Genomic DNA, 17,800 nt, shown 5'->3' on the forward strand with positions numbered 1-17,800 from the left:
ATCATAAATGTGAAATCTATTTTAATTAATATAAAATTCTTGTGAAAAATTTTAGCGTCCTTCCAATTTTTTATTCAAATAAGCTTCTATTGGCAGTTGGGCAATAAGTGTTGCCACAAAAATAATTATGGCGCCAATAATTTCTCTCTCACTCATGCTTTGTGAAAGAATGAGCCAGCCAAAGAGAGCACCAAAAACTGACTCTAAAGAAGAAATCATTGATGCAACAACTGGGTCCAGTTCCTTTAGTGCCATTAGCTGAATTGTAAATCCAACGCCTGATGACAAGATCCCCACATACAAAATAGGTAGGTAGGACTTTAAAATTGCACTCATATCTATTCCCTCAAAAATAAGAGCAGCTATTAGGGAGAAAAATCCACAAACTGCAAATTGAATTAAGGAAACTAAAACTGCATTAGTGTCCTTGGAAAACTCTGATAGCATTAAAATGTGAATAGCAAAAACAATTGAACCAAAAATTGTAATCAAATCGCCAATATTCATGCTAAGGCTTCCCTTTACTGACATGAGATAAGTTCCAATCATGGCAAGAACTATACACATTTGAAGTTTTTTATTTATTTTCTTTCCATAAAAGAGTCCAATTATTGGAATGAAAACTATATAAAGTGCAGTGAGAAAACTTGCCTTGCCTGCAGTTGTATAGACAAGACCAAATTGTTGAAAATTAATGCCAAAAGTAAAGACAAGTCCACAAAGAATTCCACCCTTTATGGTTCTTTTCATGTCAAATTTTTGCTCTCTATAGGTTTTTGATGTTTTATTAAAAAACACATAGGTTAGGTACAAAAAAATTATAGCAACAACAGACCTTGCAGCTGTAAATGTAAAGGGTCCTATGTGTTCCATGCCCTGAGCTTGCGCCACAAAGGCAAGTCCCCAAATTATTGATGTGAAAAATAACATTATTGAAGCTTTTAATTCTTTACCCATAAAACACCACCTAAAAAAACACCAATCCAGCGTTATCAACTAAATTGATGCTATTATTTTATAATTTAATAATATCATAATTCATCTCGAAAAAACAGTTATGTATTAAGTATATTTTCCTCTTATCTTTAATTTTTAGGATTAGACCTTTTTCAAATCTCATGTATAATTAAGGTAGAGGTGAAATATGATTAAATTTAATTTGTATAAAGAAGGCGGACTAAAGGTCCACTTTGTAAAAAAAGATGATAAGCTTCCAGAAGAGATTAAGGAATATCTTGAAAAGAAAAAATTTTCTTACAAGTTTAAGGAAAGTTTATACCTTCCTAGTTTTCTTGAAGAATCAGAAATTTTTATGGGTCTAGGAGAAGATGAACTTGACCTAGAAGATGTGAGAAATCTTTTCTTTGAACTTGGAAATATTCTAAGAGACAACGAAGAACATGAAGTAGAAATAAAAATGCCAGATCTTTCTATGTGCAACAGAAAAACTATTATGGCAGCCTATGAAGGACTTCGCCAAGGTGAATATGAGTTCACAAAAAAAACTGATGTCAAAGAAAAGAAGGCTGACTTTGAACTTACAGTGAACTACTCTGCCTTTAAGGGTCCAGAAGAAAAGCTTCGTGCCGGCCTAGATAAAATGGAAAATATTATGGATGGAGTTTTTCTTGCAAGAGACCTTGTAAATGAAAGGGCCAATGTAATTTATCCAGAAACTCTTGCTAATATTGCTAAAGAAAAATTAGAAAAGCTTGGTGTAAAGGTAAAAGTTTATGAAGAAGATGAAATAGAAAAAATTGGCATGAAGGCCTTTTTAAGAGTTGCCGCAGGTGCTACTAACCGTCCAAGACTTATTGTAATGGAATACAAAAATGCTGAGACAGAAAAAATTGCCCTAGTTGGCAAGGGACTAACTTACGATTCTGGTGGTTACAACATAAAAACACCTGCCGGCATGAACTACATGCACTGCGACATGGGCGGTGCAGGCACAGTTATTGGTACAATTTATGCCCTTGCAAAGAACAAGGCCAAGGTAAATGTTGTTGGAGTAGTAGCCGCTTGCGAAAATATGATTTCAGGCACATCTTACAAGTCTGGAGATGTAATTGACTCCATGAAGGGACTTACTATTGAAGTGGCAAACACAGACGCCGAAGGAAGAATTACCCTTGCCGATGCAGTCCACTATGCCACAAATGATCTTGGAGCAGAAAAAATCATTGACCTTGCAACACTTACTGGCGCAGTTACAATTGCCCTTGGAGAAGTTTACACAGGCGCTGTTACAAATAACCAAGACTTCTACAAGGAAGTCCTTGAAGCAGGAAAATTATCTGGAGAAAAAATGTGGGCCTTCCCTTATGATGAAGACTACAAAAAATTAAACAAGTCAGAAGTTGCAGACATCAAGAACACTTCTGGTAGGCAGGCAGGGTCCGTTACAGCAGGACTTTTTGTTGGCGAGTTTGTAAAAGAAGGAACACCTTGGGTTCACCTAGACATAGCAGCAACAGCCTATAGGGATAAGAAGGCAGGCTATCTTCCAAAAAATGCAACTGGAGTCCACGTAAAGACATTAAACAATTTACTGGACCCAACAGATTGCTAAAATTTTTAAATCACAACCACTGGCTAAGGCTAGTGGTTTTTTATTGTACTTTTATTAAAAAATAATAAAAGATTTTCTATTATTATTTTTTAAGTAGTTTTTATTTTAGAATTAAAGTTTTATTAGTTTCTATATGTTCATATTTGCAAAAAAAGAGACTCGAGTTTTCGAGTCTCAAAATCTTGGATGTAAAATCTTTAAGGTGGAGAAAAAAAATAAGACTATAAAGAATTAGTCACAAAACAAAACTTTTGTTACTAAAATAGTAGTTTTATTAAATTTATTTTTAAATATCTAATTTTTTGGGTCAGATATTCTTCTTACATTTTGATACCTATCTATTAAAGGTCTGCCTTTCTTATATTCTCTATCAATCCTATCATATTCTGCATAGATTTCATCTATTGTACTTACAGGTTTTCTAGTACCGTCAGAAAATTCAATATATTTTAGCGTTTGAGTTTTAGAATCATACACAATCTTTGCTATATCATATACTGGTTCATCATTATAACTTTCAGTAGTATAACTTGTTTTATCTGTATTTTTGCTTCTTAAATAATCAACATTACTTTGATTATTACGATTTGTAGTATAATACTTATTACTAGTTTCGGATGTGATTTTTTTAGCTGTACTCACTTCTTTTATAGATTTACCACTTAATACTTCTTCAGCTAGTCTTTTATTTTCTGCATCTACCTCATCCCAAGAATTTACAAATTTTATAGTTCCATCTAAGTACCTAATATATTGTGGAATAGATGTATTAGGCTTAAGTATAACGAATACATGTGCTAATAATTCAGATTTATCATTCACAATACTAATTTTATAATATTTTGAATCATCTACAACTCGATTAGATGTTGTTTCTTGATTGTTAGAAAATTTATTATTATTTGAATAAACATTAAGTGTTTTATAAATTTTAATATTACCAATTGTAGATTTTCCATTTACTCTATAATAATCAAAATCAGCAAATAATAAAGTTAATAAACTTTCCATACTGTCACAATCGAAGAATTTTCCACTATTTACTATTACTTTATAAGTAACAATATTTACTGTGTAATCAGTGATGATTGGATTAGCACCTTCATAATAATAAACTACCTTGTAATCTTTGTTATATACAGGGTTATCTCCAATATATACTGCCTTATAATCCTTAGAATAATCTACTTTTTCACCAAAAGATTCGGCGATTGCACGAAGTGGTACAAAAGTCCTGTCATCTTTAATTTCAGCAGGTGCGTCTAAAGTAAGAGTCTTACCATTTACTATCATTTTGTTAGAGCCAATAGTAAGTTCAACATTGGTACTGCCATTTGTCATTTTTACTTTTTTATTAGCTCCATCCCATTTAACATCATAACCTAATTCTTCAGCAATAAATCTGATAGGTACATAGGTTCTAGAGTTTTTAATGTATGGATATACATCGCTATAAACGATATGATCATTTACTATTATTCCATTTAAAGGTATATCTCTTACAGGGTGTCTTACTGCAAATACATTAAATGTAGAAAGCAGGACTAGTAAGGATAAAAACAATGAAATAATTCTCTTGCTTTTTTTCATAAAAACCTCCTTATATATAAAAAATTAAAAAAGTTAATGCTTTCAATACTATTGTATAACATTATTTCACAAAAGTTAACTAGAGTTTATGAAATTGCATATGTAAGTAATAATTAAGCAAACTTAAAAATTTGCAAAATCTCAGAGTTTTAGTCAATTTATTTTAGTTTTTGAATTTTATTAAATTTTATGTGTTCATCTTTGCATAAAAAATAGGCTCGAATTTACGAGTCTTAAAATATTTGACATATAACACATAAAACACTCTGCCAGGTAAAGGTCCTGACAGAGTTTTTAAAATTTAGTCTTGTTTGCAATAAAAAATCTGCTAGAGATTTTTCTCTAACAGATTTATTTTTTTATAGGAATACTCCGCCGTAGGCAACAAATAGTGGTGCGAATACAAGGGATACAACAGTAATAAGTTTAATTAGAATATTAAGAGAAGGTCCTGATGTATCTTTGAATGGGTCACCAACAGTATCTCCAGTTACAGCTGCCTTGTGAGCTTCTGAACCTTTACCACCGTGTGCTCCACCTTCAATGTATTTCTTTGCATTGTCCCAAGCTCCACCAGCGTTTGACATAAAGATTGCCATTAGTACACCAGTTACAAGAGCTCCTGCTTGAAGTCCGCCTAGGGCTTCAGTTCCAAGTAAAATTCCCACTACTATTGGAACTACTACTGCTATAAGTCCTGGCACGATCATTTGCTTTAGGGCTGCACCTGTTGAGATGTCTACACATCTTGCATAGTCAGGAGTTCCTGTGCCTTCCATGATGCCAGGGATTTCTTTAAATTGTCTTCTTACTTCGTCAATCATTTCTGAAGCCGCATTACCTACTGCTGACATTGTTAGTGCAGAGAAGGCAAATGGTAGCATACCACCGATAAATGTTGCAGCTATAACTTGTGGCTTAGAAATATCAATTCCACTTAGTCCAGTTGCGTTAATATAAGAAACGAAAAGTGCAAGGGCAGTAAGTGCTGCTGAACCTATTGCAAATCCCTTTCCTATTGCTGCTGTTGTATTACCAACAGAGTCAAGTGAGTCTGTTATATCACGAACGTCTTCTGGTAGGTCACACATTTCTGCAATACCACCAGCGTTATCAGCAATTGGTCCGTAAGCATCTACGGCAATTGTCATACCAGTTGTTGAAAGCATACCAACAGCTGCTAGTGAAATTCCGTAAAGTCCAATAATTGGGTCTGCGTTTCCGCCAGCTCCAAGGTAAGCTGCAATAATACCAATAGCAATAATAATAATTGGTCCAACTGTAGACATCATACCAACAGAAAGTCCAGCAATAATATTTGTTGAAGCTCCAGTTTGTGATTCTGCTCCAATTCTTTTTACTGGTGCATAATCATCAGCTGTATAATATTCTGTAAATTTAGAAATAATAAGACCAACTGCAATACCAATAATTACTGGCGCAAAAGGTGCAAAGCTTCCGAAAATTACATTTGATAAAATAGCTGAAGCAATCATAGTAACTGCTGCTGCTACATATTCTCCTGCGTTAAGAGCTTTTTGTGGGTTCTTGTCTCCCTTTACAAAGAAAGCTGCTACAATTGATGCTAAAATACCAACTGTTGCAACAAGAAGACCAAATTTAACTCCATCTTCTCCATAAGCTACTACTCCAAGAGTGATAACTGATAGAAGTGCTCCTACATAGGATTCAAATAAGTCAGCGCCCATTCCAGCAACGTCACCAACATTATCTCCTACGTTATCAGCAATAACTGCAGGGTTTCTTGGGTCGTCTTCTGGGATTCCAGCTTCAACTTTACCTACAAGGTCAGCTCCAACATCGGCTGCCTTAGTATAAATTCCTCCACCTACTCTTGCGAAAAGTGCAATAGAAGATGCTCCAAGTGAAAATCCTGTAATAATTTCAGTTTGTCCCTTTGTAAAGAAGTATGCGCAAGTAATACCAATGATTCCTAAACCAACAACGCACATTCCCATTACAACTCCACCTGAAAAGGCAACGTCAAGGGCTTTACCTAGTCCACCCTTCCAAGCTGCATTAGTTGTTCTAACGTTTGCCTTTGTGGCAACTTTCATACCAACATAACCAGCAGCTACTGAAAAGATAGCTCCAACAATGAAACAAATAGCAGTTGGAATTGATTTAAGTCCTACTGCCAAAATAATTGCAAGTACAATGACAAATATAACAAGAGCCTTATATTCCCTTGTCAAAAATGCCATAGCTCCTTCTGAAATGTAAGAAGAAATTTCCTTCATTCTTTCATTTCCGGCATCTTGTTTTGACACGAAACTCGCCTTATAAAAGGCAAATAAAAGTGCCAAAACGCCGACTATAGGAGCTAAATATAAAATATTCATTTTAATCCTCCTTAAATTTTAATTGCAAGGTATTTATAAAAGACCAGCTAATAAAAATACAATTGCAATAAAGACCACTACAGGAAGTAGAAAAAATATCATTCTAATTCCTTCCTAATTTTAATTAAATTGCAGCTAAAACAATAAGTGCAAGTGCAAAAACGACGCTTGAACCAATCACAATCTTGTTTTGGATGTCTTTTTTACTTGAGCCCTTGTGTGAACCCCAAGTTGTAGTTTCTTCACCTTGAAGAGTTCCAAGACCAGCTTGATCTGATTCCATTTGTGCTACTACAGTTATTATAATAATGCTTGTAATAATAATTATAATAGATAATAAAGTTTGCAAACAACTACCTCCCTTAAATTTCTATAACATATAAATTCTAACACAGCAAGCCATTCTTATCAACGAATTTATAGGATTTTGGATAAATTTTTAACAACTTGTCTCAATTTTTAAAGAATTTTCAATTAAATCTTCCCTATCTTGCATGGCGAGAAGAGTTTTTTCGATTAATTCATCAAGTTCCCAGCCTAAATTTTCTGCTCCCTTTTTTATTACATCACGAGAACATCCTTCAGCAAATTTTTTGTCCTTGAATTTTTTCTTCACACTTTTTAAATTCATATCCTTAGTGCTCTTAGATGGTCTCATAAGGGATGCAGCGTAGATTAAACCTGTAAGCTCATCTACTGCAAAGAGAACTTTCTCCATAAAAAGCTCGGGCTTTACACTTGAACATAGTCCGTGACCGTGAGATAAAATTGCGTGAATTAATTCATCACTTCCACCTGCGCCCTTTAAAATTTCCGGCGTATTTTTGAGATGCTCTTCAGGATATTTTTCATAATCAACATCGTGAAGAAGTCCTGCCCTTTTCCAAAAGTCAACATTGTCCTTGTCAAATTCCTCTGCAAAATAGCCCATAACACTTTCAAGAGTTAGGGCATGTCTTATGTGAAACTCCTCCTTGTTGTATTCCTTTAAAAGTTTTAGGCCCTCTTCTCTACTTATTCCGCTATTCATATTGCCACTTCCTTTTTACCTATATTATCACAATAATTTTTGAATTTCACTTTTTTCTACTTGTGTTATAATGAATATAAGAATGCAATGATTACGGAGGTTTTTATGAAAAAAAATGTTGGCATAATGGGATTTGGAAGAATTGGCAGAGATGCTCTTAGAATTTGGGCTCTAAGAGATGATTGTAATTTCGAAGTTACTCATGTAGCCGTTAGAAATTTAGACAAAACTTTAAAAGAAAGAACTCACTTATTTAAATTTGATTCTATTTATAGAAGATTCCCTGGTGAAATTGAATTTACTGATGACGGAATGATTATAAATGGAAAGAAAGTTACTTTTGTTGAATCAAAAACTCCAGACCAAATGAATTGGAAGGAACTTGGCGTTGACATTGTCATCGACTCTTCAGGTGCCTTCAAGGATGAAGACAAGGCTAGGGGACATCTAACTAGCGGAGCAAAAAAAGTTGTCTTAACTTCTCCAGGCAAGGGCGACATGCTCACTGTTGTTATGGGAGTTAACGACGACAAGTATGACCCAGCTAAAGACGACATTATTTCCAACGCATCATGTACTACAAACTGTCTTGCTCCAATTACTAAAGTTGTTTTAGAAAACTTTGGCATCAAAAGAGGACTTATGTCTACAGTTCATGCCTACACTAATGACCAAAATATTCACGATGGCGTTCACAAAAAAGACATGCGTCGTGCAAGAATGGGCGCTGAAAATATTATTCCTACTTCAACTGGTGCAGCTAAGGCTGTTGGAAAAGTTATTCCAGAAGTTGACGGAATTTTAACTGGCTTTGCCCTAAGAGTTCCTGTTCCAACTGGCTCTCTTGTTGATGTTACTTTTGAGCTTGAAAAGGAAGCAACAGTAGAAGAAATCAATGCAGCAATGAAAAAGGCAGCTGAAAATGAATTAAAGGGCATCCTTGAATATTCTGAAGACGAACTTGTTTCTTCTGATATCATAGGCAACACTCACTCTTCTATTTTTGATTCACTTCTTACAACAGTTAACGGAAAAATGGTTAAATTAATTTCTTGGTACGACAACGAATGGGGTTACACTGAAAGAGTTATTGATTTGACAGAAAAAATTGCAGAATCTCTATAATTTTTAAAAAGGCTTCATTGAACCAGCCTTTTATTTTAAAAGGAGCCAAAGTTTTTACACTCTGGCTCCTTTTTTTAGTCTTTAATAACTGTTCCGTGATTTCTAGGATTATTTGTGTTTAAAATTTTTATGGTAATATTTTTTTCTTCAACAGGTTTAATGGCATCGCCTTGGTAAACTTGTGCGCCCTTATCTATTATTTCCTTTAGCTCTTTAAAATTTAGCTTGTCAATTGTCTTTGCGTCAGGGTCCTTATTGGGGTCTGAAGTCATTATTCCATTTACATCAGTCCAGTTTTCGTAGACTTTTGAGTCTAGGGCGTAGGCTATAAGGCTACCTGTGTAGTCACTGCCACCTCTTGTGAAAGTTACAATGTCGCCATTGTTGTCGCTGCCATAAAAGCCTGGCACCACAGCCTTTTGGTTGTCGCCAATGTGATTTCTTATTGCTTCTCTTGATTTTTTTAAATCAACTTGTCCCTCTTCATCAAAAATTATTAAGTCCTTGGCATCTATAAAGTCGTAATCTAAATATTTTGCCATTAGTTTTGCATTTAAAAACTCACCTCTGCTGACGATAAAGTCCTTGTTATTTGAATTTTTTATCTGGTCAAAGACAAATTTTAATTCCTCATCCCAAAATTCTTCTAGCTTTAAGTCCTCTGCAATTTCAGAAAATCTTTTTTCAATTTTTACAAGTTGGGTGTCCCTATAAACTCTTTGGGCAGCTAGTTCATCTTCAAGAGATTTTATAATTTTTTCAAGGTCCTCAATTTTTTTATTTTTATCAGATAGAGAAATTAATTCGTCTGTAACCTTTGTGTCTTCTTTAAATCTTCTTCCCGGTGCAGAAACTACTATGACATCTCTATCTTCTTTTGAGAAAATAATTTTTTTCACCTTGGCAAATTGTCCTGCATCCTTTAAAGAGCTGCCGCCAAATTTTGAAACAGACTTGCCTTCTATTGTTTCAATGGCAAAAGGTGTCTCTTGATATACGCAGTAGTTTAGCCAGTTGGAGAAGAACAAGTTTCCTGCAGATCTCCACCTAATTTTTATTTCCTTCTTTGGGTCATTGTCCTCATAATAATTTTGCGGTGGAGCAATTTTCTTGCCCTGAGAAATATCTCTGATGTATTCATTGTGTAATGTGTCCTTGTCATATTCCCAGTGGCCAAAGTTAAATACAAAGCGGTTGTCCTTTGTTGTCACAAGGGAAACTCCAGTGTCAGGCCTTGCTGCGATGACTTCTAAATCATCAAAGCCCTCAAAATCTTCTGCGTCAACATAAGTATGTCTTGATGTTGGAACTAAAAATGTGTCGTCAAAACCCTTGACGATTTTATTGTCCTTTAGCTTATCAAATTCAAAGACGCCAAATATTTTTCCATTAGAAACCTTGTGGTCAATGTTGTAATAGTGATAGAGGGCTGCTTGGGCTGACCAGCATATAAACATTGTGGAGTAGACATTTTCCTTGGCAAATTCAAAAATTGTCTTTAATTCGTCCCAATATTTAATTTCTTCATAGGCAATAGTTTCAATTGGTGCTCCAGTTATTATCATTGCGTCGTACTTCTTGTGCTTAATGTCTTCATAGGTTTTATAAAAGGCCTTTAGTCTTTTTAAATCGCTATTTGTTGGATTGTAGGACTCCATTCTCACAAGATCAATATTTATTTGAAGGGCTGTGTTAGATAACATTCTCAAAAGTTGAAGCTCTGTCTCTTCCTTTTTTGGCATTAAATTTACAATGGCAATGCTAAGAGGTCTTATGTCCTGCTCCTTAGCAGATGAATCTCTCATTGTAAAAATATTTTCTCTCTCTAAAACTTCTTCAACTATTAAATCTTTAGGTATTATTAAAGGCATTTACTTATTCCTCTCCTCTATAAAATTTGTACTTGTGAGTAAATTTAAATTTTTAGCTGGCTTTATAAAATAAAAAAACTCCCGTCCCATAAGGACGAAAGCTTCGTGTTACCACCTTAATTCTCCCTTATCTCGCAATAAGGGACTCTTCAAGTACTGCCATACTCTATCGCTATAACGGGCGAGCCCGTACTCATCTAAATATCGACAAGCACTCGAGAAAGACCATGTTCGCTTATTTTTCTTCTACTTCTTTCACCAAACGAAGCTCTCTGTAATCAGTCCAACAAGTTACTCTTCTCTCTGTTGAGTTTAAATTTTATACTATGATAGCATTTAATAATCTTTATGTCAAATAATTTTCTTTTTATTTAAAATCAAAAATTTTTGTCAGGAACTTTTTGCAAGTGAGGCAAAATTTTAAAGTAGGGCATAATCTTTTACCTTATAAAATTTTTATTGTGAATAAGTTTTTAAGATGCATAAATTTTTTAGGTGAGCTCTTATAAAAGTAAAAAAAGAGAGACCGCAGTCTCTCTTAATAGTATGGTTTATTTTCTTTAAGCTTCCTTATTAATTACATCAATTATAGAGCCATCTCTATATTCTACAACTGCAACTACTTCGTCAGAGAACTTAATTTCTTCAGGTTTACCTGTAAGTTTTTCTGCCATTTGTTGCAATTCTTTGATGTCTTTAATTTCAAGTCCAGCTTCTTCAAATTTTTCAATTAAATCTTTTCTCTTTGGATTAACAGCAATGCCGTAGTCTGTACATACTACATCAACGGATTCGCCTGGTGTACAAACTGTTGTAACTTTATCCATGATAATTGGATTTCTTGACCTTACAAGTGGTGCAAGGATAAGTGACATCTTTGCTCCAGGTGCAGTATCTTGGTGTCCACCAACTGCTTGGTTAATAACTCCATCTGATCTTGTCATTACATTGACATTGAAGTCTGTGTCGATTTCTAGTGCGCCAAGTAGTACGAAGTCAAGAGTGTTAACTGCTGGTGTTGGGTTATTTGGATTTGCATAAGATGATGCTGTTTGTTCAAAGTGCTTTGGATTTTCGCGAATTGATCTTACTGCATCAAGGTCAAAGGATTGTGTATCGTAAATACCATCGATTAGACCTTCTTCAAGCATTGTTACCATATATCCAGTGATTCCACCAAGTGCCATTGATGCTTTTATGTTGTCCTTCTTCATTTCTTCACGAAGGATTTTTGCCACTGCAAGTGTTGAACCTGCAGCTCCAGTTTGGAATCTAAAGCCATCTTTATAAAGTCCAGATGCTTTAATTGCCTTTACAGCATTATTTGCAATTAATAAATCTCTTGGGTTGTCGTTAAATCTAATTGAGCCAGAAACAATTCCCTTTGGATCTCCAATGGCATCAACTTTAACTACATAATCAACATACATCATGCCAATTGATGCAGGAATATTTGGAAATGGTACAAGATTATCTGTGATTGCAATTACACAGTCAGCATACTGTGCATCAACAATGGCATAACCTAGTGAGCCACAAGCAGCTTTTCCCTCTCTACCATTCATGTTGCCGTATTCGTCACAAGATGGTGCAGCTAAAAAGGCTACATCAATGTGAAGTTCGCCATCTTCAATTGCTCTTGCACGACCACCGTGAGAACGAATTATACATGGTTTTTTAAGGATTCCCCCAGAAATTTTTTCTCCAAGTTCTCCCCTAAGTCCAGATGATTGAATGCCAGTGATTACACCTTTCTCAATTAGTGGAATTAGTTTGTCGTGGCAAGGTGAAAGTGATGATGGAGCAAGAGTTAAGTCCTTAATGCCCATATCCGCAATAACTTGCATAACCATATTTACAACATAGTCACCATTTCTTAGGTGGTGGTGGAAGGAAATTGTCATTCCATCTTTAAGTCCACTTTTCTTTACAGCTTCTTCAATAGAGCCTAAAAGTTTACTTTCGTCTCTTCTTCCATATCTAATTTTTGGAGAAGCCTTTCTATCAGTTCTAAGATATTTGCCTTCGCCTTTAAAGGGAACAAGTTCGCCAATGCCTTCAAGGTATTCAGGGATATCTCTTCCTACTGCATTTTTATTATAGTTCATCAATATCCTCCTTCTTTAGCACTCCACTTGCAACTGCAAGGTCAAGAACTCTTTGTGCACCAGCAATAACTGGATAGTCAACCATTTTTCCGTCAACTGTTATAACTCCAGAGCCCTTTCTTTCAGCTTCCTTTGAACCGGCTATAATTCTTAGTGACTTAGTAATGTCCTTTTCAGTTGGTGTGTAAACTTCATTTACAACAGCAATTTGTTTAGGGTGAATTACAGACTTGCCATCAAAGCCAAGGTCCTTTATAAATTGAACTTCTTCTCTAAATGCATCCATATCGCTTAAGTTTGTGTTAACTGTATCGAAACAAGCAATGCCTGCATTTCTTGCTGCAAGTACAATTTGACTTCTTGCTGCAAAAAGTTCCCAACCATGCTTAGACCTTTGTGTCTTTAAGTTTGTAACATAGTCGGCAGCTCCAAGGGCAATACCCATCATTCTAGGTGATGCCTTGGCAATATCAACTGCATTAATTACACCAGTTGGAGATTCAATGGCAGCCATCATAAGAGTTCTACCAAGGCAGCCCATTTCTTCTTCCACTTCAGTTATTATTTCATCTACATCTTTAACATCTTGTGCAGTTTCTGATTTTGGTAATCTAATTACATCTACTCCAGCTTTAACCACTGCCTTAATATCTTCACGTCCAAAAGGTGTGTCAAGGGCATTTATTCTTACAACAACTTCAGTTTTTCCGTAGTCTAAAGTTTTAAGTGCATTGTAAACTAAAAATCTTGCCGCATCTTTTTGATTGATACTCGTTGCATCTTCAAGGTCGATCATAATTGAATCAGGGCCATAAATGTGAGCATCAGTGATGTTTGCAGGATTGTTACCTGGAAGAAACATCATTGTTCTTCTTAATCTCTCTTTCAAAATATCAGCTCCAATTATATTCTGTACTTTCAGCTGCTCTAAAGCATGCTGCTTCTACTCTTGCTTTAATAGTGTAGTCCAAGGCTCCCTTGTCTACTGCTGTAACTTTTGCGTTTTCTACCTTTAATTCTTCTAAGGTCTCTCTAATAACTTTTTCAATTTGTTTGCCAAATTGTTTTTTCACTGAACTTTCTAGTTCAATGGAAATGCCTTCGCCGTTGTCAACTGTTATTAAAATATCATTTGACTCAAGAGTTCCAGCCATTGCTTCTTTTTTTAGTTTCAAAAATATCCCTCCTACTACATGAGCGTTCCAAAGAGTATTGATCCTATAACAAGTATAATACCTCCACCAAGTCTTGATGAAAGTTGTGCATAAGAAATTAAATCCATTCTGTCAGCTGCTCCAAGAACTGCCAAGTCACCAGATCCACCTCTGTTTGCCATACAAAGTCCTGCAGTAACAGCTGAGTCAACAAAGAAGAATCCTACAAGGTGTCCAACAAGTCCTGAACCAATAACAGCGCCAACAACAATTAAAAATGACATAACAACATTTCCAAAAGTGATAGCGTCTCTTAGTTCAACTAAGTCAGTTTCAACACCAACCCCAACCATAATTAAGATTACAATGTTTTTTGTAAAGAAAGATTGAACTTCCTTAGCAGCTTGTCTAAGTGGTCCAGGAACAATTCCAAGTCCATTAGCAAGAGCAACAATAATAATCATAAAGGCAAAGGGATGAATTGGCACTGAAGGAACTAGTGGATCCCAAACTTTATCAGCTACAAGTCTACCTAGTTGGTAGAAAGTAAGAGCCATTAAAATTGCTCCAGCGTAGTCCTTTAATTGTGTAGTGAACTTTTCTTCATTTTGTTCAATTTCAGGAGCTGATCTCATAAGAGTTTTCTTATCTCCTGTAAGGCCTGTCTTACTGTTACCAATCTTATTTAAAATACCACCAGCAATAATAGCGAAGATATTTGCAATTGTAAGAATTGAAATAGCAAAGCCATAGTAGTTCGCAGCAGCATCTCCAGTAACTCTTTCATAAATTTGACTTAGAGGAACTGCACCTGCACCGTTACCTCCGCCCATTACTGGAAGAACATACTTTAAAACAGTTTCAGATGGAGAAACTCCAAAGAAAAGTCCACCAATAATACCAAGAATGGCAGCACCTAAAACTCCACCAAGGATTGCTGGAATATATCCTGCAAAAGACTTGATCATAAGATCTCTATTAAGTCCTAGAAGTGAACCAGAGATAAGCATTATGATAAAGAAGTTTAATAGTCCCATAGGCTTTGAGTTAACAGCTGAAATAAGTTCTACATATTCTTCTGGTATAACATTTAGATAAACTAGAACTGCTGCACCTAAGAAGGCAAGAACAAGTCCACCGCCAACATAAGTATTCCAGATTGGAATAATCTCTCCAATTTCATATAAAATAATACCTATTGCGAACATAAGGGCAACGCCGCCCGCTAAATCTTTTGACAAAACTCCCGTGTATGTTGCTATGAAAACAATTATTGCTAAAACCAATAACATTGGAAGGTTAAGTCCAAAATATTTTTTCTTCATAGAAAAAACCTCCTTTACATTTACTTTTATAATACCCCAAAAACTCATTGTTACGCAATAAGATAGAGCCTATTTCTCGCACTCTACAGCAAATGTTATGTTGTAGGTTCAACAAAATAATTTTGTGGTAACGCTTCTAAATTAGTAATAAATTTTAAAAAAGCAAGGTCATTGCTTGCTTTTCTTTAAATTTATTAGGTTAATATATTGAATTAATTTTACTTTGAAAAACAAGAATTACTTTAATAAAAGCAGTCCTTTAAAATTAAATTTATTTAAAAAACCTTTTTACCTCATCTATAAAAACTTTAGTAGCTTGGGACTTGTATATATCTGGGATTGTTAGAATTGCAGTGTACCAAATATTTTCTTCTGTATCAGATAAATTAAAACTGTCATAACTTTTATCTTGGCTAAAGATGTTTAAATAGTCCTTGGGTATTATAGTAATCCCCATTCCATTGGCAGCAAGTCTTTTTGCGGTTTCAAAGTTTTTTGTAGTAAAGACAACTTCTGGGTTTATTCCATAAGATTTTATCGTTCTATCTTGAACCTTTCTTATGCCCTTATTAATATCTAGAAGTATAAATTTTTCTCCTTCAAGATCTCTCAAATCCACATAACTTTTTCCATTTTTAATTTTTATTTTGTCTGAATTTATTAAATAACCTTTAGGAGTTACTAAGAGAAATTCGTCTTCCTTTAGGATTTCATAATTTATTTTCTCATTCATTTCCTTTTTATGGACATGAGTGAGTGCAAAATCAACATTTCCACCTAAGACCAAATTTTCAAGTACCCTTGTATTTTCTTCCCTAATAATTATCTCTACATTTGGATAATTTTTGTTAAAATCTGGCAGAATCTTGGGAAGAATATTCATACCCATATATCTTGCTATGCCTATGACCAGCCTTCCTGCCTTTAACTCATTTATATGAGTTATTTCAGACTTGAAGTCGCTGTAAATATCTAGTATCTCCTTTGCCATGAGATAATATTTTTCTCCTGCATAGGTTAATTTCATTCCCCTTGGCTCACGAATAAATAAATGTGTGCCCAATTCCCTTTCTATTCTTTGAAGAGCCTGGCTAAGACTTGGTTGAGCAATAAAAAGCTCTTCTGCCGCCTTAGAAATTGACTGTGTATCAGCTATAGTTTTAATATAAAGCAATTCTTTGTCGTTCATAATCCACTCCCATAGTTAAAAACTATATGACATATTTTTAATTCATATTTGTTATATGGCTTCTTTAGTACGATAATATTTTATATATATGAAGACTTTATGTCAATTACATAACGGGAGGTAAATTATGTTATCATTAGTAGGTTTTTTATTAGTTTTAGCAATTATAGTTTTGCTATTAAAGGGAAAGATGAGTCCCATTGTTGTTCTTGTTTTAATTCCTAGTTTAGCTGCTCTTTTAATTGGAACTAATATTGCCGATCTTAAAGAAATGATTGGCGCAGGAATGAAAACAGTTTCTAACAACTCTATTTTATTTATTTTCTCCATTATATTCTTCTGCATTATGAGTGATGTTGGAGTATTTGATGTCATAGTAGATAAACTTGTTGCTATGGCGGGAGAAAATGTTATTGCAATTACAGTTGCAACAGGAATAATAGGTATAATAGCTCACCTTGACGGTGCTACAGCAACAACTGTACTTATTACTATCCCAACAATGTATCCTATATACAAGAGAATGGGAATAAGACCTCAAGTTTTACTTTGTTTAACTGCTTGTGCCATGGGTGTTATGAACCTTTTACCATGGGGTGGACCCGTTGCAAGAGCTGCCACAGTTCTTGGAGTTGATGCAACTGGACTTTGGTTAAAATTAATTCCAATTCAAATTTTTGGTATAGTTTCTACAATAACTTTGGCTGTTATCCTCGGTACTATAGAGAAGAAAAGAGGAGCAGGAACAACTTTGAAAATTGAATCTTCAGTTGTTGAAAAGACTAAAGAAGAACTTGACCCAAGATTTAAGAAGCTTCTTCCATTAAATATTATTTTAACTATTGCTGTAATTGGTCTTTTAATGGTCGATGTCCTTCAATCTTATTATGTATTTATGATTGGACTATCTCTTGCTCTTTGCATTAACTATCCTAACCTTAAGGCACAAAATGAAAAAATCAAGGAGCACGCTGCATCTGCTTTAACTATCTCCGCAACAATTTTATCAGCAGGTATTATGGTCGGTATAATGGACGGAACTGGAATGATTGAAGCAATGGCAATTACTCTTACAAATATTATTCCTAGTGCCCTTGGCAGGTTTACTCACTTAATCTTTGGATTCCTAGCACTTCCTATGGGAATGTTAGTAGGTACTGATGCATACTTCTTTGGACTAATGCCACCAATTATTGAAGTTGGAAAGGCTTTTGGCGTAGAAGGAATAAACACAGCAATGGCTATGTTAATTGGAAAGAACGTATCTCTAATGATATCTCCACTGGTTCCTGCAACATATCTTGCACTTGGACTAGTTGAAGATCTAGAATTAAAGGACCACATTAAGTTCTCTTTCAAATATCTATACCCTGTATCCGTTTTAATGGTTATAGCTGGTCTAGTATTTGGAATAATACATCTATAAAGTTAAGATTAAAATCCGGCTCTAAGCCGGTTTTTTTGTACCCTTCT

At 34.8% G+C, this 17,800-nt stretch carries 14 protein-coding genes and 1 other annotated feature; of the genes, 3 read left to right on the forward strand and 11 right to left on the reverse strand.

Translation table 11 applies throughout. The annotated features are described in order from the left end of the window. Window positions 1–51: 51 nt before the first annotated feature. Window positions 52–957, reverse strand: coding sequence for a DMT family transporter (locus Q0U74_RS03500; RefSeq protein ID WP_297392716.1), 906 nt, complete (start codon window positions 955–957; stop codon window positions 52–54). A 187-nt stretch (window positions 958–1,144) separates the two neighbouring features. Between Q0U74_RS03500 and Q0U74_RS03505 the strand changes: the two genes are divergently transcribed. After that, a complete protein-coding gene (locus Q0U74_RS03505; RefSeq protein WP_297392717.1) occupies window positions 1,145–2,572 on the forward strand; it encodes a leucyl aminopeptidase in 1,428 nt (475 codons plus the stop codon). Window positions 2,573–2,866: 294 nt separating this feature from the next. Here the strand turns inward: Q0U74_RS03505 and Q0U74_RS03510 are convergent, their stop codons facing one another. From Q0U74_RS03510 to Q0U74_RS03525, 4 genes are all read right to left on the reverse strand, one after another. Then, window positions 2,867–4,162 (reverse strand): copper amine oxidase N-terminal domain-containing protein, encoded by a 1,296-nt coding sequence (locus tag Q0U74_RS03510; RefSeq protein ID WP_297392718.1) that lies wholly within the window; start codon window positions 4,160–4,162, stop codon window positions 2,867–2,869. Between the two features lie 359 nt (window positions 4,163–4,521). Next, window positions 4,522–6,525, reverse strand: a complete 2,004-nt coding sequence (locus tag Q0U74_RS03515; protein WP_297392719.1) for a sodium-translocating pyrophosphatase — start codon at window positions 6,523–6,525, stop codon at window positions 4,522–4,524. A gap of 124 nt (window positions 6,526–6,649) precedes the next feature. Then, window positions 6,650–6,874 (reverse strand): preprotein translocase subunit SecG, encoded by a 225-nt coding sequence (locus Q0U74_RS03520; protein WP_297392720.1) that lies wholly within the window; start codon window positions 6,872–6,874, stop codon window positions 6,650–6,652. Between the two features lie 90 nt (window positions 6,875–6,964). Next, window positions 6,965–7,555 carry an HD domain-containing protein gene (locus Q0U74_RS03525; protein WP_297392721.1) on the reverse strand — a complete coding sequence of 197 codons (591 nt, stop codon included), beginning with the start codon at window positions 7,553–7,555 and terminating at the stop codon, window positions 6,965–6,967. Between the two features lie 105 nt (window positions 7,556–7,660). Here Q0U74_RS03525 and gap point away from each other — a divergent pair, with 105 nt between their 5' ends. Next, entirely contained in the window at window positions 7,661–8,680 is a 1,020-nt protein-coding gene (gene gap / locus Q0U74_RS03530) for a type I glyceraldehyde-3-phosphate dehydrogenase (RefSeq protein ID WP_297392722.1), read from the forward strand. A gap of 74 nt (window positions 8,681–8,754) precedes the next feature. Here gap and metA read toward each other — a convergent pair whose 3' ends face one another. The 6 genes from metA to Q0U74_RS03560 form a co-directional block, all read right to left on the reverse strand. Then, entirely contained in the window at window positions 8,755–10,551 is a 1,797-nt protein-coding gene (gene metA, locus Q0U74_RS03535) for a homoserine O-succinyltransferase (protein ID WP_297392723.1), read from the reverse strand. Between the two features lie 87 nt (window positions 10,552–10,638). Beyond that, window positions 10,639–10,867: a binding site (T-box leader), on the reverse strand. A gap of 244 nt (window positions 10,868–11,111) precedes the next feature. Beyond that, complete coding sequence (gene citF, locus Q0U74_RS03540) at window positions 11,112–12,659, reverse strand: citrate lyase subunit alpha (protein ID WP_297392724.1); 1,548 nt, start codon at window positions 12,657–12,659, stop codon at window positions 11,112–11,114. Then, entirely contained in the window at window positions 12,649–13,548 is a 900-nt protein-coding gene (citE, locus tag Q0U74_RS03545; RefSeq protein WP_019125208.1) for a citrate (pro-3S)-lyase subunit beta, read from the reverse strand. Before citE ends, citF begins: the two co-directional genes overlap by 11 nt. A gap of 4 nt (window positions 13,549–13,552) precedes the next feature. Continuing rightward, entirely contained in the window at window positions 13,553–13,834 is a 282-nt protein-coding gene (citD, locus tag Q0U74_RS03550) for a citrate lyase acyl carrier protein (protein ID WP_019125209.1), read from the reverse strand. Between the two features lie 14 nt (window positions 13,835–13,848). Beyond that, window positions 13,849–15,138: a 2-hydroxycarboxylate transporter family protein gene (locus Q0U74_RS03555; protein WP_297392725.1), complete on the reverse strand. Its 1,290-nt coding sequence runs from the start codon at window positions 15,136–15,138 to the stop codon at window positions 13,849–13,851. 271 nt (window positions 15,139–15,409) lie between these two features. Continuing rightward, window positions 15,410–16,327 (reverse strand): LysR family transcriptional regulator, encoded by a 918-nt coding sequence (locus Q0U74_RS03560; RefSeq protein WP_297392726.1) that lies wholly within the window; start codon window positions 16,325–16,327, stop codon window positions 15,410–15,412. A 127-nt stretch (window positions 16,328–16,454) separates the two neighbouring features. Between Q0U74_RS03560 and Q0U74_RS03565 the strand changes: the two genes are divergently transcribed. Then, window positions 16,455–17,753: a CitMHS family transporter gene (locus Q0U74_RS03565; protein WP_297392727.1), complete on the forward strand. Its 1,299-nt coding sequence runs from the start codon at window positions 16,455–16,457 to the stop codon at window positions 17,751–17,753. The last annotated feature ends 47 nt before the right edge of the window (window positions 17,754–17,800 follow it).

This window comes from uncultured Peptoniphilus sp., from assembly GCF_946998875.1.
Classification (GTDB): domain Bacteria; phylum Bacillota; class Clostridia; order Tissierellales; family Peptoniphilaceae; genus Peptoniphilus_A.